This is a genomic window from Pseudomonas sp. MF6776, from assembly GCF_016613125.1.
Classification (GTDB): domain Bacteria; phylum Pseudomonadota; class Gammaproteobacteria; order Pseudomonadales; family Pseudomonadaceae; genus Aquipseudomonas; species Aquipseudomonas iridis.
In genome coordinates this window covers 1-18,070 of sequence record NZ_JAENSQ010000022.1, presented here as the reverse complement: position 1 = coordinate 18,070, position 18,070 = coordinate 1, and the positions used below count along the sequence as shown (strand labels likewise).

Genomic DNA, 18,070 nt, shown 5'->3' with positions numbered 1-18,070 from the left:
GATGGGGACTTTTTCATGTGACCGATACAAATTATCAATTGATAATTTGTTGTCTGATTTTATTTATCAAGTGATAATTAATTGCCGACCAATGCAGCCAAAGGGATGCGCTGGCGCTTCAACTCATCGCATCAATTAATGCCAGGAGAAACCATGGGAGTGCTACAGCTCGACCATTTCACCATCCGCACCGAACAGTGGGCTGAAACTGCCGAGTTCTTCGAACACGTCATCGGCCTGACGCCTGGACCGCGACCGGGGTTTCGTTTTCCCGGATGCTGGATGTACGCCGCTGGCCACCCGTTACTGCACATAGCCAGCGTCCAAGGCGATCCGGATGAACTCAAGGGATACCTCGGCGACAAGCCGGGCGGCTATGGCTCGGGTTCGCTCGACCACGTGTCGCTGCGTTGCGAAGGGCTGGAGCAGGTGCAGGCGCGGTTGCAATCGATGGGGATCGCGTTCCGTGAGCGCGTCATCCCTCAGATTGCTGAGCACCAACTGTTTCTCGAGGATCCTAACGGCATCACCATCGAGATGATTTTCGACTATGTGCCGGGTAGCCGCATCGTGGGTCAGGCCATGCCGCACCTTGCTGTCGATCTTTCTGAGAAAAACCTGTGATGGCAGGTTTCAACCGCAGACAGCTCATTCATGCCTTGGGTGGCGCGGCACTGTTGGCGCCGGTGCTGGCCCGCGGCAATATCCTCATGGGGAACCAGACTATGGTACGACTCGGTGTCACCGATCTTTCCTTTCATCGCGCCACTGCGGCGGTCATTGTGCAAGTGCTGCAGCGCATGGGGTTTGCCGTAGAGCGCTCTTACGCATTGCACGAAGCCAACTTCGAGCAACTGCGTGCAGGGGCGATCGACATGATTGCCTCGGCCTGGATTCCCTCCAGTCATGGGCTGTACAAGGCACGTGTCGAAGAGCAGGTCGCGACACGTGAACTGGGGCTGCATTACGAGCCTTATGCGCTTTGGGGCGTGCCTGACTATATCCCGGAGTCCGAGGTGAGTTCGGTCGAGGACCTGCTAAAGCCGCAGGTCGTAGCGCGCATGCACCCCCTGATCCAAGGCATCGGTCCGGGTGCCGGGATCACGCGTTTTTCCCTGCGCATGATGGACGATTACGGTCTTACGTCGGCAGGCTACCACTTTCGTACCGGCACTCAGGAAGAGTGCGTGGAAGCTTTTGAAAGTCTGGTGCAGGCGGGGGGCTGGGGAGTGGTTCCGCTCTGGCATCCACAGTTTTTACATTTCCGCCATCTCATACGCGACCTCAAGGATCCCAAGGGGTTGCTGGGCAGCGTCGACCGCGCAGTGTTGTTGGCGCGAGCCGATCGCCTCGGGCATTTGAGTGCTGCGCAGATTCAGGTACTGGACAACATTCGCCTGAGCAATGCCATCGTTGCCGAACTTGATTACGCCATCAACCGAGAGGGCAGAAGTGCTGACCAGGCAGCTATCCGCTGGTTGGATAAAAACCCGCAAATGCTTGCTTCCTGGCTCACCCCACTTGGCTGAGTAACCACAGAGTTTTCCTCGGTATAGCGTCCAGGCGCGCCGTCGGTGTGCCTGACAATAAAAACAACACAGGACCTCACAATGAATATTCTCAATACACCCGAGTTACGCCTGCAGGCCGCCGGTTTGCACTTGCCACGTCCCGCACCAGCACTGGGCAACTATGTGCCTTGGAGCATTGTGGGCAATACGCTGATGACTTCAGGGCAGTTCCCCTGGATCGATGGTCAACTTCAGTACCGTGGACGCTTGGGCCGCGATCTCGACCTGGAGCAAGGGTATGCGGCCTGCCGCCTGGCAGCGTTGAATGCAATTGCTCAACTCAAGGATGCAGTAGGTGAGCTGAGCCGGATCCGCCAGATCTACAGGCTTGAAGGCGTGCTCAATGTCGCTGAGGATTTTTACGACCATCCCAAGGCCCTCGACGGCGCTTCGGACATTTTGGTCGAGATATTCGCTGAGCGCGCCCGGCACACACGGATGATTTGGTCCAACCCGGTGATGCCCATGGACGGCTTCTGTCTGGTCTACCTGTTTGCCGAAATAGAGCACCATTGAACAGGAGCCAAGACCATGATTCAGGCCAATAAGCTGTTCTTCGCCAGCTGCTTGTCGCTGCTGGTGACTTCAATGATTTTTTCCATCCGCGCGGACGTATTGCAATCGATCAGTGCCGACTATCTCTTGTCCAACGCGATGATCGGCTTAACGATTTCATCAGTGTTTTGGGGCTTTACATTGGGCATTATTTCCTGCGCCTTGATTGTTGATTGGGTCGGTATGAAGTGCCTGCACATTGTGTCCGGGTTGGGTTACCTGTTGGGGATTACGTTGATTCTGTTGGCACCGGCCAATAGCAGCGGCCAGCCCATTGACGATGTGTTTGCAGCCACGGGCACCACAGTGCTTTATCTTGGATTTCTGCTCACCGGTATTGCCCAGGGCATTGTGGAGGGCGTGACCAATCCTCTGGTCGCTACGCTGTTCAAGCGTGACAAACGGCGCATGCTCACCAGGCTGCATGCCTGGTGGCCAATGGGTCTGATCGTGGGTGGCTTGATTGCTTGGGGCCTGGGAAAACTGGGTCTGTCCTGGCAAGTCAAGTTGGCGGTGGTAGCCTTGCCCACCCTCGGTTATCTGATGCTGATCATTGCACTCCAGTACCCCAGCACCGAACGAGTAGACGCAAGGATATCCAGCGGCGTCATGTTCGCCCAGCTCAAGCGCCCTTTGTTCATCGTGCTGATGCTGCTCATGTGGTTGACAGCGGCCACCGAGCTGGCCCCTGATCAATGGTTCGCAAAAATCATGGTCGACCTGCTACCCCAATTGGGCAGCAACAGCATCCTGCTCTTGGTGTACACCGCAGGCTTGATGTTCATTCTTAGGCATTACGCGTCGGGTTGGATCTTCGCGCGCTACTCGCCCTTTGCGGTGCTGACCTCAAGTGCGGTACTGACACTGGTAGGCTTGCTTGGCCTAGGTTTGTCCGGACAAAGTGCTCTACAGGGCGGCTTGACGGGCGCCGTAGCGCTCTTCTGCGTAACGGCATTCGGCGTTGGCAAGACCTTCTTTTGGCCGACTATGCTCGCGATCACAAGTGAGTTGCTGCCCAAGGGCGGAGCGCTCTTGATCAACTTGATGGGCGGCGCAGGCATGCTGTCGGTGATGGTCGCCGTGCCGGCAATCGGTTCGTTGATGGATCAATACGACACCGCCAGCGCGTTGTTGGTGGTCGCCTTGTTGCCTAGCGTGCTGGTCATCGCCTTTGCCAGTCTGTGGCTCTACTCACGCAAACGCGGTGGGTACCGTCCGAATGTGCTGGAGGCACCACACTGATGGCAATTGCAGCCTAAGGCGTCGGTGCCGGATGGCAATGCAGGGCACCGTCCAGGAAGCTATTGACTCGATGGGTGATCAGCTCGGTCAGATTTTCCGGGACGGGCATCTGGTAAACCCACTTACGTACCCCCAAGTAAAAGAAGCTGCTGTGGAAGCCCCACAGCACTTCGATATCGAGGGCCAGCTCATGCTCGGTCGGCGCGTTGGTGAGTTGCCTCTGGTGACGCAGCTCTTCAATGATCACCAGGAAGATATTCTCATGCAGGCGCTTAAGGTAACGCTGGTTCAGAGCGGGGTCCTGCAGGCCTGCATACAGGAAGATTCGCACCCACTCATTGTTCAGTATCGTGCGGGTATAGCTGATGAAATACTCAATCAGCCGCTTCCTCAACGGGGATGTGCGATCTTTGAGACGAGGCTCCAAATCAGGATCCCAGCGGTTCATGAACACTTGCTGGTAAACCTGTTCGATTAACAGCTGTTTGCTGGGGAAGTAGCGGTAAAGCAGGGGCTGAGTCACTTGCAAACCCTTGGCCAGTTCCCTTGTGGTCAGGGCAAAGCCTTTCTGGGCAAACAAGGAGATGGCCCGGTCGACCATCTGCTGTTGACGGTCCACCGCTGTGAGGTTCTTGCGACCAGCGGTAGACGCTTTTTCGGTGTCGCTGATTTTTGCCATTGTTGACCTATGCAATAAAGGGTGTGCAACTCATAGAATAATCATACCCGTTGGCGCGAGCACAATGGTGCTGCGGTGCCACAGTCGTTCAGGGATATCGTAGTGAGCGGGGCAAAGGCGAGAGGTAGCATGACCAGTGCGGCACCGACGAGTATTGCGCGTTGCCGCGTGGTACGGATGCTGCCCTTATTGCAGGAAAAAGCCAGACTGATTAGCGAAAGCGTTGTCAGTATCAGGTGAGCGTTAATTTATATCTCGAGTCGATGGGTTGGCATAGCTGCTGACAAGAGTGGGTCAAAGGCTGTCAGCCTCATACTTGAAAATTCTCCAAGTATTTAAAATACACGCGTTAGCCCAACGGCTTCAGCCACGCGCTTAGGATTTCAGGGTGCCTCGCCAACCAATCGTTTGCAGCATTATCGGCGGACTGGTCTCCGCGATTGAATGCATCATCGAGTTCGGAAACAGTCAAATTCGACAGACGAATGTTGTCCAGCACCTGGATCTCGGCGCTCGTAAGTAATGCCAGGCGATCCTCACGAGCCAGCAGCACCGCTCGATCAATGCTGCCGAGCAATCCTTTGGGATCTTTCAAATCGCGAATGCGGTAGCGGTGGTGCAAAAAATGCGGGTGCCACAACGGAACGATGCCCCAGCGTCGCTCGCGGTACAGCGCTTCAAAAGCTTCAATGCACTCGTCCTGGGTACCAGTGCGGAACTGATAACCCGCGTTCCTCAAACCATATTTCTCCATGATTGTCATCGAAAACCGGGTAATACCCGCTCCCAGACCAATGCCTTGAATCACCGGGTGCATCCTTGAGCGGACCTCGGGATTGAAGAGGTCTTCGATAGATGCAACCTCACTTTCGTTCACATAGTCGGGCACTCCCCAAAAAGCATAGGGTTGGTAATGCAGACCGAGTTCACGAGTAGGCGCCACCGCGTCCACCGCCTGCTTGTAAATCCCATGACTGAAAGGAAGCCAGGCGGAGGCGAGCATATCGATCGAGCCCTCGCGTAAGCGCCGAAAGTTGACCTCATGCAACGCATATTGGCGTTCTACGGTCAGCCCCATGCGCTGCATGACAATCGCAACCACCGCCGCAGTCGCGCGATGGAAAGACAGGTCTGTCACGCCTAGCCGAACAATGCGCGGACCGCTGACAACGTTTGCTTTGGAGAAGGATTGGTGAGGCACGGCCTGAGTTTTGGCTGAACGGCGAGATGAGGGATTACGCATGTCTTCTCCTTAGAGAGAGTTAAGCCTGCGAATTAAAACTTCGCACTGGAAAGGATCTGTTTTGCACCAGCGTCATTAGGTGGGTGCTGGTGCCTCTATATCGCGCGTGCGATCAGTCGCGTCCGCTAAAAAATAGGCGGACACCATCATCCTTAATTTGCGAGTTCAGTAGGCGTGTTGGCTGTTCGCTTACACTTAAGCCAAATCTTATTTAGGAGATAACTTGCTCGCGAAAAATCTCAATGATTGACTTGACGCTGCGCTCTTAAGTTCTTCGTGAGCAAGCTCTTCCTACAGAGACATTAATAGCTATAAATCAAAGTATCCCTTCCAAGGGCTTGCTACTTCAACTTGTTATAGCTGCCATTGCCATCAATCCAATCCTGCCGAGGCGGGGTGAAAAAGTCGACATTCACAGTACCTTCTTCCAGGGCGTGAAACTCATGGGGCACGTTCGGTGGGAAAATAATCACCTCTCCAGCACGGACCGTATAGCGTTTGCCCTGTGAAAAAACTTCCACTGCTCCCGACACTATCCAAGTGACCTGCTCATGGGGCTGATGGTGAAGAGGCACGATGGCACCCTTTGCAAATACCCAGCGCGCCAGAGTGCTCTGAGAACCGTGAATCACTTGCCGAGTGACGCCAGGCAAGGTTTGCTCTACTGGCGCCTTATCGAAATTGTATAGATCGGGAAGTGTATGCCGATAGGGCGACAGCAGTGGCAGTTTGCCTCGGCCTGGTGCCTCGGTAATATTGGTGTTCGTTTCGGCAGATACGGCATTACCAACCATTAAGGTAGATAGCAATACCGCGGTTATTGTTTTCTTCATGATGTGACTTCTCCGGACAACGATTAGACTTATTAGAATCAACGTAAACAGAAGGCGTTCTGTCTAGCCAAGGTGAGTTTGGTGTTTGCGTATCGGATTCACACTTGTGCAAACCCTTCGAAAAAATAAAGCGTTGAACTACTCCGAAAAAGTCTGTTTGCAGACTAAGAGTTACTCTCGAGAAGTGAAAGTCGAAAATTAGGAAAGCATGTCTTTTCCCGACCTACGTTCCGTTTGCAGCCTAAGCCACAAATCAAGTCATCCTGCTCGGTCAAGCCGCAGTTGTTTGGGATTGAGTAGTGCTCAGTCTGGGATCAGGTGCGGTCCACGAAAGGCAGCTATCGAATGTGCGGCATTGTAAGAAATACTCGCCCGCAAGATTCTGAAGTTCCGGTCAACAGGTTCAAGCTCAGTCCGAAAGCCAATGACAAGCGCACTGTCGCAGTAGCACGACTAGCGGCAGAAGGGGGCGCAATCGAGCTTTTTTTCGAGACACAATCAATGTCCACAGCAACCAACGACATGCGCTGAAGGAGTTGAAGGTTGGTTGCCTGCATATGACCTCGAGAGGCTCCGAACAATCAAATAGCCGTCAACGGAACAATACCCGAGCTAGAAACTCTTGATATATTGCTGTGCAGCGGAAATTCGATAGTGTTCTGGATAAAAATGACTTTGTGGAAGTGCTCTAAGTTGTCAAGGTTGGAATCGCGCTAGCTTGGGCACATTAGGATGCACTGGTCAGATGTGCAATACCTAGGGCTGATAGTTATCAGTTGTCACAAAACAGCTGACACAAAAAATGTGGGGCACCGTAAACTTATAACTCAACTAAATGACTATTTAGTTGAGTTATATTTTTTGGTTATTTGTGGCTGAATTATTGATTACTCACTCGGAGGGGGTGTTTTTTCTGCGTATCCCCGAAAAACGTCACGGTACTCAGCTACGAGGGCTTCTAGATATTTAAGTTTCGCCGTTCTACGTGAGCGGCATCGCTCTTGCCGTACCGTTGCATTAAGCCTTTTAATCATGTCGATAGTGAGAGTGCACTTAGAAAACTTCTCCGTTTTTTTTATTCGATCTTTAGGAATGTCAGTCATTTAGGGCTCATAAATGTGTGAGTCACGCTCATGAAAAGGGCTGGATTTTTGGGGGGGGAAACCCAATACAATAGGGGTCCGATTAATTTTTTGGACGCTGAGATGATTATTGCGATCAAGCATTTTTTGTTTGAGGTTTTGGTCAATGTCGTAACCCATATATTGCTAACGCTCATTCAGCAATGCCCTTGGGAATTGTCAGTATACATACCGATATGCTGATTACATGAGGCCCCATTAATCTGCAGAGCTCCACTTGGCGAGCCTGAGCGGCGTGGTTGATACAAGGAAAGGTGCTCACTATCAAGCATGGGCGGTATCCTTCAAGTCCGCACGCAAACACGTGTAATCGGTAACAATCCACGTAAATCAAGGACTCCAGCGTTGCGAAGCTGCTGGCTTTGGTGTCTAAGAACTGAACGAAAACGAGTGAAAGGACTGTTGTAATGACAAATTTGTCGCCCTGGATGGTTGAAAGCGCATATCGCTATTTGAAGGCAGCGAAGCACCTTAGACGTGGCCATGACATGCTGGACATTGCGCAGATCAATGCTGCAATTGGCATGGAAATCCTGCTCAAAAGCTTCGTGTCAAAGCCCAATGGCAACCTTGGCCAAGTCAATGAAACCTACAAACCGGACGACGATGCAATCGCGGCTGCACATGAGTATTTGAAAACGACAGAGAAAATCCCGGCCAGCCGTAAGTATCCAAACAAGCACGATCTGTTGACGTTGTTCTATGCGATCCCTGAACCAATCAGGCAAAGAGTTCGGCTTGATCGTCACGAGCATTGGATCGAGACATACCGCGACGTTTTCACCAATGCGCGTTATCGATACGAAAACGGTGCACCAAAAGGCTACGACGACATTCTAATTGGGGTCCTGGACGAACTGATTGACAGCGTGGTGGCCTGGTACCGCGAGCAGGAATGCAGAGACGTGTTCATCGTGTGTTACGGAATGACGCCGGCCGATTTTCAGCCCAAGCTAGGCAAGGAGCCTAAACCGTCATGAGCCTGGCTTCAAATCTGACCACAAGAGCCCCCCAGACCTCTATAGAACGCTTCGCATAATGTATATTATGTTAAATCATGATCATCCTGGATCTGGAGGAGATCAATGCCGGCTTTCAAGGTGAGCAGTGCAATCCTCGCGGCAAAATCCATGTCAATGTCGGTGGTTCCGTGGCGACCGCGCTGATCATTCCCACCCTGCCTGACTATGCACGGTTTCCCGACATCAAGATCGACCTGGGCGTGAGCGATCGGACTGTCGACCTGATCAGCGACAACGTCGACTGTGTCATTCGCGGCGGTCCCATCGCGCAGCAGTCGCTGGCGGCAAGGCTCTTGGGCAAGGCCTCCTGTACCACCTGCGCAAGCCCTACGTATCTGCAACGTTTCGGTGAACCCAATCATCCACGGGAGCTGGAAAATGCACATCGCATTGTCAGCTATCACTCGGCTGGAACCAATCGACTGATCCCGGCAGCCTTTCAGCGCGGCGACGAGAAAGTCGAAGTGATCGGTAACAGCGTGTTGAGCGTCAATGAAAGCAACGCACACATTGTTGCCGGGTTAGCGGGTCTGGGCGTAATCCATACGTTCACGTATGCCGTGCAACACTACATCGAGAGCGGGGCATTGGTCCCCATCCTTCAGGACTGGCGTCCAGCCCCCTACCCCTTCCATGTGGCTTACCCACCCAACCGACATCTCAGCAATCGGGTTCGTGCGTTCATCGATTGGCTGGTTGAACATTTTTCCACATTGAAGTGAAGCACCCACACAGGGTGTGTTTGACTCATGCCTTCGCCATCAGATTTGCGCAGCACCACCGTCAACGAACAGTTCGATGCCGTTGATAAAACTGCTGTCATCCGACGCCAGGAACAACACAGCCTTGGCAACCTCTCCTGGATCACCCATACGCCCCATCGGAACCAGGCTGGCCAGATGAGCGTACAGGCCATCGAGCTGTTCGGCTGGCACCATACCTGCCACACCTGGCGTGGCGACCGGGCCAGCACTGATGGCGTTCACACGAATGTTGCGCGGCTATCGAGATGCCCGGCCTGTGCCGCGATCAGCGAGAACACATGGTCCAGATCAGTCAGGTTGGCCACGTCGCCCTTGATTCCGACCGCCTTATCGCCGATCAGCGCGACCGCCGCATCCAGTTCAGCCTGACGGCGCCCGGTGATGAACACCGTTGCGCCCTGTGCGGCAAACTCCTGGGCCGAAGCCAGACCAATGCCGGTGGAGCCGCCGGTGACCAATGCAACTTTACCTGCCAATTTATTGCTCAACGTTGAATCTCCGATTGAGGTCGTAGTGGGGTTTTCAGCTCGGCTTTTCAAACCGGCGAATTCACTCTAAGCCGTCGGATTACTTAGAGAAACGGGCTAAATCCAATTTGTGTATCCATGTCTATGGATAATGAAAATCCGCGAAATGATGAGTGAAAACGGCCGGCAGAAAGTGCTGGCGCGCATCACTCCCCCCCCCCACGCCGGCAGCGTTTTCCTCCAAAGGCTTCCCCCAGCTTTCTACCTTCCTCGGCTGCGGCTGACACAAAAACATACGGCATACATGCACCTTGACATACGTTACGTATGCAAAATAACATGAATACATACGCCGCGTATGAACTACCAGAAGCAACGGACAGACACATCTCCGTGAGCCGAAGACAACCCCTACAGCGCCCAAAGTAGGAGTTTTTATGATCGACCGCCTGGCCGGATACCGGTCGCCGTCCATGATCACCGACACGGCCACCCGGGAATCTCTCAATGCGTTTATTACGAAGGTTCTGCAGGGGTTTTCCACCCCAGGCTCGGACGTCGCCAAGTACTTCGCCGATCCTGACGTCGCGATCGCCGGTTCCGGCCTGGACGAGAACTTCATGGGAGCCGAGGCAGTACAGAATGGAGTGACCTGGGTGACCACCTTGAACATCCGCTGGGAACCACGGCTCGTGGTGTCCTGGATGCGCGGAGACATTGCCTGGGCACGAATCCGCATCGACGGTCACACGATTGAGAACGAAGAGCCAACGGTCGTCCAATATGTTGCGACCGGGATCTTCCAGCGCAAGGGTGACGGTTGGACGTGGCTGTATTGGGGTGGCAGCCAGCCGCTGTTCATCAACCTGTCATCAGGATTGCACCGGAGGCCAGAGATGCCTTTTTTCAGAACGTATGCCTTTCATCTTGACGGTGCTTCTATCGAGAAGTGCAGACCCGCCGATTTTCTTGCCTGCGATACCTTGATACAAGAGGACACCGACGCGGGTGACGCTACGGAATCCAATGAACTCCGCGAACTACCGACATCCGCTGCGCGCCCACGACAAGGTTCCCCTGTGGCGTCACCTGATTGCTGCTGAACGATAGCGGGATGTTCCGGACACTCGGTGGAACCCTGTAGACCGAGCCGGCATGTCCCCGGCCCTCCTCCGTTGCCGGGGGTGGGCCGATCCCGCCTATGTGCAACCTACGATCCGCGCAGGTGTTTCCAAGTGGCGCTCTTGTCAGAGTGCCTTGGCCGAGTCGCGCAGCAAATACTTCTGGATCTTGCCCGTCGAGGTTTTCGGCAGCTCGCCGAACACCACGGTTTTGGGTAGCTTGAAACCCGCCAGATGCTCACGGCAGAACTGAATGACGTCGGCCTCTCGTGTGTCCTCATGCCCGACTTTGAGCGTGATAAACGCGCAGGGTGTTTCGCCCCATTTGTCATCCGGGCGGGCAACCACTGCCGCTTCCAGGACCGCCGGGTGGCGATAGAGCACACCTTCGATTTCGATGGTGGAGATGTTCTCGCCGCCCGAGATGATGATGTCCTTGAGGCGGTCCTTGATTTCGACATAGCCGTCAGGATGTCGCACCGCCAGGTCGCCGGTATGGAACCAGCCCCCCTTGAAAGCTTCGGCTGTAGCTTCGGCGTTTTTCAGATAGCCCTTCATCACTGTATTACCGCGCATGAAAATCTCACCCATGCTGGTGCCATCGAAAGGCACGGGTTCCAGGGTTTGCGGGTCGGCGACCATCAGGCCTTCAAGGGTCGGGTAGCGCACGCCCTGGCGCGACTTGATCTTCGCACGCTCATCCAGTGACTGCTGATCCCATTGCTCATGCCAAGCGCACACGGTCACCGGACCATAGACTTCGGTGAGCCCGTAAACGTGGGTAATCTTGATGCCCATGGCCTCCACCGCGCCAATGACCTTGGCCGGTGGCGCCGCGCCCGCCACCATGGCATTGACTGGATGATCGATGGCGGTCTTGGCCGAGTCCGGCAGGTTGACCAGCGCATTGAGGACGATGGGCGCACCGCACAAATGGCTGACCCTATGTTCGTGAATCAGTGTGAGGATTTTCTGCGGGTCGACCCGGCGCAGGAACACATGAATCCCGGCCAACGCGGTGACGGTCCACGGATAGCACCAGCCATTGCAGTGGAACATCGGCAATGTCCAGAGATACACCGGGTGATTGCCCATCGCCCAGGTCATCTGATTGCCCAGGGAATTGAGGTAGGCACCGCGGTGGTGATAAATCACGCCCTTGGGGTTACCGGTGGTGCCGGAGGTGTAGTTTAGGGAGATGGCTTGCCACTCGTCCTCGGGCCATTGCCAGGCAAACTGCGGATCGCCCTCAGCGAGGAACGCTTCGTAGTCCAGCGCGCTGACGGCACTGCCTTCGCCGTACTCCGGATCGTTCACATCCACCACCAGCGGCGGATTGGAGAGCCCGCTCAAGGCCTCACGGATGACCTCGTGGAACTCACGGTCGGTGATCAACACCTTGGTCTCGCCGTGCTCCAGCATGAAGGCAATGGCCTGGGCATCCAGGCGTATGTTCAGGGTATTGAGAACCGCGCCGATCATCGGCACACCGAAGTGCGCTTCGAGCATCGCCGGGATGTTGGGCAGCATGACCGCCACCGTATCCCCCTTGCCGATGCCCCGCCCGCTGAGCGCACTGGCCAGGCGCCTGCAGCGTTCATAGGTTTGTTGCCAGTTGCGCCGCACAGCGCCGTGGATCACCGCCGGATACTGACCGTAGACAGAGGCCGTCCGCTCGATGAAGCTCAGCGGCGAGAGGGCAATATGGTTGACTGACGAGGGCATCAGGCCCGTTTCGAAAATAGACATGACGTTTTCCTGTGGGGAAGTCGCCAGCCGTGTAGCGATGCTGGCAACCTCCGATGGCTGATTGTTAGCTCTGATCAGGTTTCGATGACGTCCCCGCCTCATCGGGGGGACGCTGCAACGGCTCAGACAGTCTGCTTGTTGTTTTTGCGCAGGTACGAGCGCCAGGTCATTGCCCAGTGTTTCGGGTCTTCCAGGGGCGCGCTTTTCATCCGGTGAATAGCTTGGTTATGCGGCGAGGTCTTGACGATCTCCGGGTTCGAATAGGCCTCGTCCGAAATGTGCGCGAGCACGGCGATCCAGGTATCCAGCGCCTCCTTGCCATACATTTCGCCCGCCTCGGGCGTGAAAGGCTCCGGCACCAACCACGGGTGATGGCTGCTCCACATCGGATCAATGCCGAAATCGCTCATACGATTCTGCACGTCGTGGACGTCGACCCCGGTGTCTTCCTTGAGTTGCTCAAGGCTGTAGCGCGTCATCTCCATTCGCGGACTTGTGGCTTCGGGGTGGGAACGGGTTACGCCGCGTATAGCCAGCAGACCTTTTTCCATGTAGTTGTTGGCCAGAACCGAGATATCGGACGCTTCGGCCATGCCTTGAGCACCCATGGCCCGTGACCAGGCATAGGCCTTGAGGATAACGGGAACGTTGCCCCAGAATTCACGGATCTTGCCGGCGCTCTGCGGCCGATCATAATCAAGGCTGTAGCGCTCACCGTCGAACGCCACCACCGGTGCCGGCAGGAACGGCGCGAGTTCCGCCGAACAACCATAGGCACCCACCGCTGGGCCGCCGACCCCGCTTTTCGGTGCGCCAAAGGTCTTGTGCAACATGAACATGCACGCATCGAAACCGAGTTCGCGGGCACGGATCTTGGTCATCGCGCCGTTGAAGTTGGCGTGGTCGTAGAAGCACAGACCACCCGCCTCGTGCACCACCCTCACCCACTCGCGGATTTCCGGGTTGTACACGCCCATGTCATCGGGATTGTTCACCATCAGCGCCGCGGTGCGATCAGACACGGCGGCCTTGAGGGATTCGAGCGACGGGTAACCGTTCTCCTCGATCATCAACGTAATCACCTTGAACCCGGCCGCAGCGGCGGTCGCCGCACTGCTCGGGTGGGTCTGGATCGTGGTGATGATCTCGTCACGCTGTGCCAGTTCGCCATGGTACGCGTGGTAAGCACGTGTCACGGCGCAGTTGGTGTACGCCGCGTCGGCACCGCCACCCGCCTGGAAGATGAACTGATCCATCCCGGACAATTCGCGCAGGATCGTGTCCATGCCATGCACCACTTCCAACGCGCCTTGCAGGGTGTCCTCATCCTGATACGGATGCACATGAGTGATTTCCGGCCGCCAAGCCATCGCCTCGTTGATCTGCGCGTTGTACTTCATGGTGCAGGTGCCGAACAGGCTGATGTTCATCATGCCCAGAGTCTGCTGTGACAGGCGCAAATAGTGATACAGCACCTCGGGCTCGGACATTTCCGGCAATGCCGGTTTGCGCGTGCGGCGCATATTCGCAGGAATCAAGCCGTCGGCACTCCCGACAGCAGCTTGAACATCGGCTTCCACGTCAGAAAAAATCACTCCGCGACGGCCGGGATAGCCCATCTCCAGAATGACCGGTTCGCTCCAGACGGGAGCGTGGTATTCCTTGAGTGTTGTGTTCATTGTGCGATTACCTTTTTGAGTGCAGCGGTCAGACGCTCGAGATCTGCTTGAGTGTGAATCTCGGTGACGCAGTAAAGGGCGCTGGCGCCCAGCTCCGGGAAGTCCTGTATCAGGTCTTTGCCGCCGAAGATCCCGAGTGCGAGAAGCCGCTTGTTGATGTCCTTCACACTGAGTCCGGTCGCGTCAAAATTCACCACGAATTCCTTGAAGAAACCGCTTGGAAACGTCACGCGCACGCCTGGAATGTCAGCCAGCAACTTCGTCGCATAGTGAGCTCGTTGCAGGATGACATTGCCGACGTCTTCAAAGCCTTGGGGCCCCATCATTGCCATGTACACGGCATTGGCGATGGCCCACATGTACACCGAGTGTCCGGTCCAATCGTTTCCTTTATCACGCAAGCCGTATGACGATTGCTCGAACAGGCTCAGGCCAAAACCATATTCACCAGGTTTGGTGGTTTCGCCGATGCTGATGAACAGCGTTGGGTACTGGTGGGCATAAAGTTCTTCGTCGCGCGTCGCGATGAAACCGCTGACGCCGCCACCGCAATTCATATGCACCCCAAGCGGCTGCGTGGTACCCACCACGATGTCCGCTCCGAAATCGATCGGTGCAGCCAGTACGCCCAGCGAAATAGGGTCGACACCGACAATCACTTCGGCACCTACCGCATGGGCAATGGCGGCAATTTCGGCGCCTTGCTGTTCGATCACCCCGAAGTAGGACGGGGTTTCGAAATAGATGGCAGCCGTTTGCGCGCCGATCGAGGCGCGAAGGTGATCAAGATCGAGCAATCCGGTTGCCGGGTCATAGTCGACAAGACGTACGACGATGTGGCTCGGCATGTCGACCGGTTCGCAATAGTTGCGGATGATCGAAAGCCGCTCCGGGTCAATGGCGCGGACCACCGCTACTTCGTTGCGCCCGGTAATGCGCGTGGCCATTCGAATCGCGTGGCCCGCAGCGCATCCCCAACTGCGCACCGGCAGTCCCACCAGGTCCATGTTCAGCAGCTCGCCGAGCTGGCTGCAGAACTCAAACCAGGCCTGGTTGCGGCCATGGTCGGAGCTTGGCTCGCCGAATACCGACGTCAGCCACTCGTTGCGGCGCACAACCTCGTCGCACGCTGCCGGAACGTGGTGCTGCCAGCAGCCGGCGCCCAGGAAATTCAGGTTTTGCTCGCACGTTTTGTTCTTCGACAGCGTACTGATCAAGTGCCGACGCAGGTCGCTCTCGCTCAGTGCCGGCGGCAGGTTGATCGGACGTTGCAGGCGATGGCTTTCGGGAATTTGCTCGAACAGTTCCTCGATGCTGTCGACACCGATCGAGTCGAGCATCTCCTGCTTGAGTGCGGGAACAGAGTTCGCCATGTAGGGGTGGGCGACATGATTACTCATGGGGTTATCCTCGTTTTTCGGATGGAACAAATGATCAGGATCGAACCCTGAAAATGACGGACCGGTCGGGTCCTGTGTGAACGCGTATATGGCCACTGAGCATGGCGTCGACTTCGCCGTCACCGGTGTCGACGCACAGGCAGCCGGCGTCGAGGGAAATGAGCTTGTCCATCGAGGTGATCACGATGATGTTTTTGCGCCCGATGCGGCGGATCACCTCGGCGCTGATCTGCTGATTGCCGCGTCCGAACAAGCTTCCATGGCCGCCAAGCACGCCGACGATGATTCGGGTCTCATGGCCTTCCATTAGGCAGATCAACGCTTGTTCGTTGAGGTCGGCGCCCACCAGTGCGCCGTCCATGACCGCGTCGACGCCAAGCAGGGTCGATGGCAGGCCGAGCTCGGTCATCACCCGTCGCGTCGTGGTGCCGGGCCCCAGCAGGTAAAGGCAGCCGGTTTTCATCTGTCTGACGACCTGCCGGGCCACGGCGTCGAGCGCCAGGTTTTCATTGGGGACGGAACCGGCCTTGGCGTTTTGCACCAGGTGGCGTTCGTGCGGACTGAGTGCGTAGCCATACAGGCGCGCCGACATCTGATCAGTGCGCATGGCGGCCTCATCGATGTCCATGACCTCAGCCTCGCGAAGGCGCACCTTTGACTCGCCGGCAATAACACGTGCCGCGAGGCTCCCGGCGTTCTGCGGATTGGTAGCGAAGACGGCGGAGTACATTTTCACGCCTGTCGGGATACCGAGGATGGGCACGCGATCGCCGACCATTTCCAGCACGTCACGCGCGGTCCCATCGCCCCCGGCGAAAAGCAGCAGATCGACGCAGGCGTCTGCCATGACAAGGGCCGCCTTTCGAGTGTCTTCGGGCCGGCTCGATCCAGAAGATGGTCGGTATACGACGACCGGGTCGAGACCGGCGGCGCGAGCGACGTCTTCGCCCAGGTCGCCGGCGCCGGTCATCAATCGAAATGGCGTGGCCGAGGCCGCCAGGCGCTTGAGCGCCAGGGTGGCCCGTTCGCTTGAGACTGGCCGCGCGCCACGGCGTATCGCTTCCTGCAGAACTTCAGGACCATCGGTGCCTTTCAAGCCAACACGCCCGCCCATGCCGGCGACAGGGTTGACAATCAGCCCGATGGTTTTGCCCTGGCTGGCGTAAAGGCGTGAAATATCGGAATCGCGCTGCTCACGCATTGCTCGGTATCCTGTGCTGAATGACGGCGTATCACAGCCTGAGCAGCACACTGCTCAGATATATTGCATACGCCTCGTATGTCAGTCACAATACGACATACGCTGCGCATGTCAACTAACATACGTCACGAATGTTAATTTTTTGATAAGGAAGAGGTCGATGGCACAGAAGCGTGCGGACATGATTACCGAGACCCGCGGCAAGCTGATCAAGGCGGCGCGGGACGCATTCGCTGCGAAGGGCTATGCGGACAGTTCTATGGATGATTTAACCGCTAAAGCCGGGCTGACCCGAGGCGCGCTTTACCATCACTTTGGTGACAAGAAAGGTTTGCTACAGGTGGTCATCGCACAGATAGATGAAGAGATGATGGCGCGGTTGTCGCTCATCATTGCTGAGGCCAGCACGACTTGGGAGGGCTTTATTGATGAATCCATCGCTTACATCAAGATGTCCCTCGAGCCTGAAATCCAGCGCATTGTGTTCCTCGACGGCCCGTCGGTACTGGGTGATCCATCACAATGGCCAAGCAAGAATGCGTGTATCCGCAGCACTCAGCGCAGCATCCAGAAGCTGATCGATGAAGGCACGATCCGTGCGGTCAACACCGAAACGACGGCACGCCTGATCATGGGTGCCCTGCTCGGCGCTTCCTTGTGGATTGCCAATGCCGAAGATCCCCAAACGGCTTCCGAGCATGTAGCCGAAAGCTTCCTGGCATTGGCTTCCGGATTGCTACTGACTGATAAAACCACACATCAGCAGTAATGAGGCATTGGGCCGAATGCCTCTCCACATCAACTCCGCCGAATCACCAGCGCATGCTCGGCCATGTAATGCGGCAGCCACAGCATGCCCAGACCAGCCAGGCCGGCGGCGAGGTACGCATTGCCGTCGTCGACCGTTAGTTGCGGCGGCCTTGGGCCTTCGATGCGTTCCTCACCCCTTAGCAACGACGTCAACGAGCGGATTAACTGACCCAGGTGCGCTCCAGGCTCGCCTTAGCGTTTCGGTTTGCGATCCTCAAAGAACACCTTTGATCACCCACTCATGGGGTCGCGCTATCAAGCATTTGACGATCTGTTATTTGACTAAGGTGATTGGTACATCCGAGAGTTGAATCACCTTAGCCGCGACAGAACCCAGAAAAATCCCTACCAGATATCCGTTACCGTGCGACCCCAGGATAATGCTGTCGCACCCCAGCAGTTGGGAGCACGCCACAATTGCGTCCGCCGCATTTCCTTGTAAAAGGTGTGATGTGAATGCAATACGGGGTTTGGGGAGCAATGGAACCAAAAACCAACGTAAGCTCTGAATCCCACCGTAAAGGGGCTTTCCGATCTCCAGCTCACCCGCCAGGCATTACTCTCTGATCAGTGCCTCGATGATCGGGCAGAT

General features: G+C 55.9%; 16 protein-coding genes and 2 pseudogenes. 8 read left to right on the top strand and 10 right to left on the bottom strand.

Translation table 11 applies throughout. The features are described 5' to 3' along the window. Positions 1-153 precede the first annotated feature (153 nt). The 4 genes from JJD74_RS21825 (at position 154) to JJD74_RS21810 (ending at position 3,368) form a co-directional block, all read left to right on the top strand. A complete protein-coding gene (locus JJD74_RS21825; RefSeq protein ID WP_047301088.1) occupies positions 154-624 on the top strand; it encodes a VOC family protein in 471 nt (156 codons plus the stop codon). Further along, positions 624-1,529, top strand: coding sequence for a glycine betaine ABC transporter substrate-binding protein (locus JJD74_RS21820; RefSeq protein ID WP_234451829.1), 906 nt, complete (start codon positions 624-626; stop codon positions 1,527-1,529). The genes JJD74_RS21825 and JJD74_RS21820 overlap by 1 nt, the downstream gene beginning before the upstream one ends. An 81-nt stretch (positions 1,530-1,610) precedes the next feature. Further along, positions 1,611-2,087: an Atu1372/SO_1960 family protein gene (locus JJD74_RS21815; protein ID WP_200616790.1), complete on the top strand. Its 477-nt coding sequence runs from the start codon at positions 1,611-1,613 to the stop codon at positions 2,085-2,087. A 15-nt stretch (positions 2,088-2,102) separates the two neighbouring features. Then, a complete protein-coding gene (locus tag JJD74_RS21810; RefSeq protein ID WP_115148073.1) occupies positions 2,103-3,368 on the top strand; it encodes an MFS transporter in 1,266 nt (421 codons plus the stop codon). Between the two features lie 13 nt (positions 3,369-3,381). On the opposite strand, the gene JJD74_RS21805 is transcribed toward JJD74_RS21810, so the two are convergent. From JJD74_RS21805 to JJD74_RS21795, 3 genes are all read right to left on the bottom strand, one after another. Then, entirely contained in the window at positions 3,382-4,047 is a 666-nt protein-coding gene (locus tag JJD74_RS21805; protein ID WP_042559171.1) for a TetR/AcrR family transcriptional regulator, read from the bottom strand. Between the two features lie 349 nt (positions 4,048-4,396). Continuing rightward, the gene (locus JJD74_RS21800) at positions 4,397-5,290 is read right to left on the bottom strand and encodes a glycine betaine ABC transporter substrate-binding protein (protein WP_200616789.1); all 894 of its coding nucleotides are present in this window, start codon (positions 5,288-5,290) and stop codon (positions 4,397-4,399) included. A gap of 341 nt (positions 5,291-5,631) precedes the next feature. After that, complete coding sequence (locus JJD74_RS21795; RefSeq protein ID WP_042559172.1) at positions 5,632-6,123, bottom strand: cupin domain-containing protein; 492 nt, start codon at positions 6,121-6,123, stop codon at positions 5,632-5,634. Between the two features lie 1,549 nt (positions 6,124-7,672). Here JJD74_RS21795 and JJD74_RS21790 point away from each other — a divergent pair. Together JJD74_RS21790 and JJD74_RS21785 are read left to right on the top strand one after the other, a co-directional pair. Next, on the top strand, positions 7,673-8,245 hold the full coding sequence (locus JJD74_RS21790; protein WP_234451828.1) for a hypothetical protein: 573 nt from the start codon (positions 7,673-7,675) through the stop codon (positions 8,243-8,245). A 77-nt stretch (positions 8,246-8,322) separates the two neighbouring features. Then, on the top strand, positions 8,323-9,009 hold the full coding sequence (locus JJD74_RS21785; RefSeq protein ID WP_200616788.1) for a LysR substrate-binding domain-containing protein: 687 nt from the start codon (positions 8,323-8,325) through the stop codon (positions 9,007-9,009). A 39-nt stretch (positions 9,010-9,048) separates the two neighbouring features. Here JJD74_RS21785 and JJD74_RS21780 read toward each other — a convergent pair. Further along, a pseudogene (locus JJD74_RS21780) lies at positions 9,049-9,539 on the bottom strand (SDR family oxidoreductase). Positions 9,540-9,955: 416 nt separating this feature from the next. Between JJD74_RS21780 and JJD74_RS21775 the strand changes: the two are divergent. Continuing rightward, positions 9,956-10,621 (top strand): nuclear transport factor 2 family protein, encoded by a 666-nt coding sequence (locus JJD74_RS21775; RefSeq protein ID WP_200616787.1) that lies wholly within the window; start codon positions 9,956-9,958, stop codon positions 10,619-10,621. Positions 10,622-10,765: 144 nt separating this feature from the next. On the opposite strand, the gene JJD74_RS21770 is transcribed toward JJD74_RS21775, so the two are convergent. The 4 genes from JJD74_RS21770 to JJD74_RS21755 form a co-directional block, all read right to left on the bottom strand. Continuing rightward, positions 10,766-12,388, bottom strand: a complete 1,623-nt coding sequence (locus tag JJD74_RS21770; protein ID WP_200616786.1) for an acyl-CoA synthetase — start codon at positions 12,386-12,388, stop codon at positions 10,766-10,768. A 122-nt stretch (positions 12,389-12,510) separates the two neighbouring features. Continuing rightward, on the bottom strand, positions 12,511-14,067 hold the full coding sequence (gene gcvPB, locus JJD74_RS21765; protein WP_200616785.1) for an aminomethyl-transferring glycine dehydrogenase subunit GcvPB: 1,557 nt from the start codon (positions 14,065-14,067) through the stop codon (positions 12,511-12,513). After that, positions 14,064-15,467: an aminomethyl-transferring glycine dehydrogenase subunit GcvPA gene (gene gcvPA / locus JJD74_RS21760; RefSeq protein ID WP_200616784.1), complete on the bottom strand. Its 1,404-nt coding sequence runs from the start codon at positions 15,465-15,467 to the stop codon at positions 14,064-14,066. The genes gcvPB and gcvPA overlap by 4 nt, the downstream gene beginning before the upstream one ends. Positions 15,468-15,501: 34 nt before the next feature. After that, positions 15,502-16,668, bottom strand: a complete 1,167-nt coding sequence (locus JJD74_RS21755; RefSeq protein WP_200616783.1) for an ATP-NAD kinase family protein — start codon at positions 16,666-16,668, stop codon at positions 15,502-15,504. 160 nt (positions 16,669-16,828) lie between these two features. On the opposite strand from JJD74_RS21755, the gene JJD74_RS21750 reads away from it, so the two are divergent. Continuing rightward, positions 16,829-17,437, top strand: coding sequence for a TetR/AcrR family transcriptional regulator (locus JJD74_RS21750; protein ID WP_200616782.1), 609 nt, complete (start codon positions 16,829-16,831; stop codon positions 17,435-17,437). Positions 17,438-17,484: 47 nt separating this feature from the next. Here the strand turns inward: JJD74_RS21750 and JJD74_RS31540 are convergent. Together JJD74_RS31540 and JJD74_RS31535 are read right to left on the bottom strand one after the other, a co-directional pair. Continuing rightward, positions 17,485-17,625 (bottom strand): annotated as a pseudogene (locus JJD74_RS31540) (LysR family transcriptional regulator); the annotation flags it as partial. Between the two features lie 127 nt (positions 17,626-17,752). After that, positions 17,753-17,959: a universal stress protein gene (locus JJD74_RS31535; protein WP_442793287.1), complete on the bottom strand. Its 207-nt coding sequence runs from the start codon at positions 17,957-17,959 to the stop codon at positions 17,753-17,755. Positions 17,960-18,070: the final 111 nt, after the last annotated feature.

What these genes read in the sequence shown, in the direction of transcription:
- JJD74_RS21750 (WP_200616782.1), top strand. Translation starts at nt 16,829, where the DNA reads ATGGCACAGAAGCGTGCGGACATGATTACCGAGACCCGCGGCAAGCTG.
- JJD74_RS21785 (WP_200616788.1), top strand. Translation starts at nt 8,323, where the DNA reads ATGATCATCCTGGATCTGGAGGAGATCAATGCCGGCTTTCAAGGTGAG.
- JJD74_RS21815 (WP_200616790.1), top strand. Translation starts at nt 1,611, where the DNA reads ATGAATATTCTCAATACACCCGAGTTACGCCTGCAGGCCGCCGGTTTG.
- JJD74_RS21790 (WP_234451828.1), top strand. Translation starts at nt 7,673, where the DNA reads ATGACAAATTTGTCGCCCTGGATGGTTGAAAGCGCATATCGCTATTTG.
- JJD74_RS21825 (WP_047301088.1), top strand. Translation starts at nt 154, where the DNA reads ATGGGAGTGCTACAGCTCGACCATTTCACCATCCGCACCGAACAGTGG.
- JJD74_RS21775 (WP_200616787.1), top strand. Translation starts at nt 9,956, where the DNA reads ATGATCGACCGCCTGGCCGGATACCGGTCGCCGTCCATGATCACCGAC.
- gcvPB (WP_200616785.1), bottom strand. Translation starts at nt 14,067, where the DNA reads ATGAACACAACACTCAAGGAATACCACGCTCCCGTCTGGAGCGAACCG.
- JJD74_RS21810 (WP_115148073.1), top strand. Translation starts at nt 2,103, where the DNA reads ATGATTCAGGCCAATAAGCTGTTCTTCGCCAGCTGCTTGTCGCTGCTG.
- JJD74_RS21755 (WP_200616783.1), bottom strand. Translation starts at nt 16,668, where the DNA reads ATGCGTGAGCAGCGCGATTCCGATATTTCACGCCTTTACGCCAGCCAG.
- gcvPA (WP_200616784.1), bottom strand. Translation starts at nt 15,467, where the DNA reads ATGAGTAATCATGTCGCCCACCCCTACATGGCGAACTCTGTTCCCGCA.
- JJD74_RS21820 (WP_234451829.1), top strand. Translation starts at nt 624, where the DNA reads ATGGCAGGTTTCAACCGCAGACAGCTCATTCATGCCTTGGGTGGCGCG.
- JJD74_RS21805 (WP_042559171.1), bottom strand. Translation starts at nt 4,047, where the DNA reads ATGGCAAAAATCAGCGACACCGAAAAAGCGTCTACCGCTGGTCGCAAG.
- JJD74_RS21770 (WP_200616786.1), bottom strand. Translation starts at nt 12,388, where the DNA reads ATGTCTATTTTCGAAACGGGCCTGATGCCCTCGTCAGTCAACCATATT.
- JJD74_RS21800 (WP_200616789.1), bottom strand. Translation starts at nt 5,290, where the DNA reads ATGCGTAATCCCTCATCTCGCCGTTCAGCCAAAACTCAGGCCGTGCCT.
- JJD74_RS21795 (WP_042559172.1), bottom strand. Translation starts at nt 6,123, where the DNA reads ATGAAGAAAACAATAACCGCGGTATTGCTATCTACCTTAATGGTTGGT.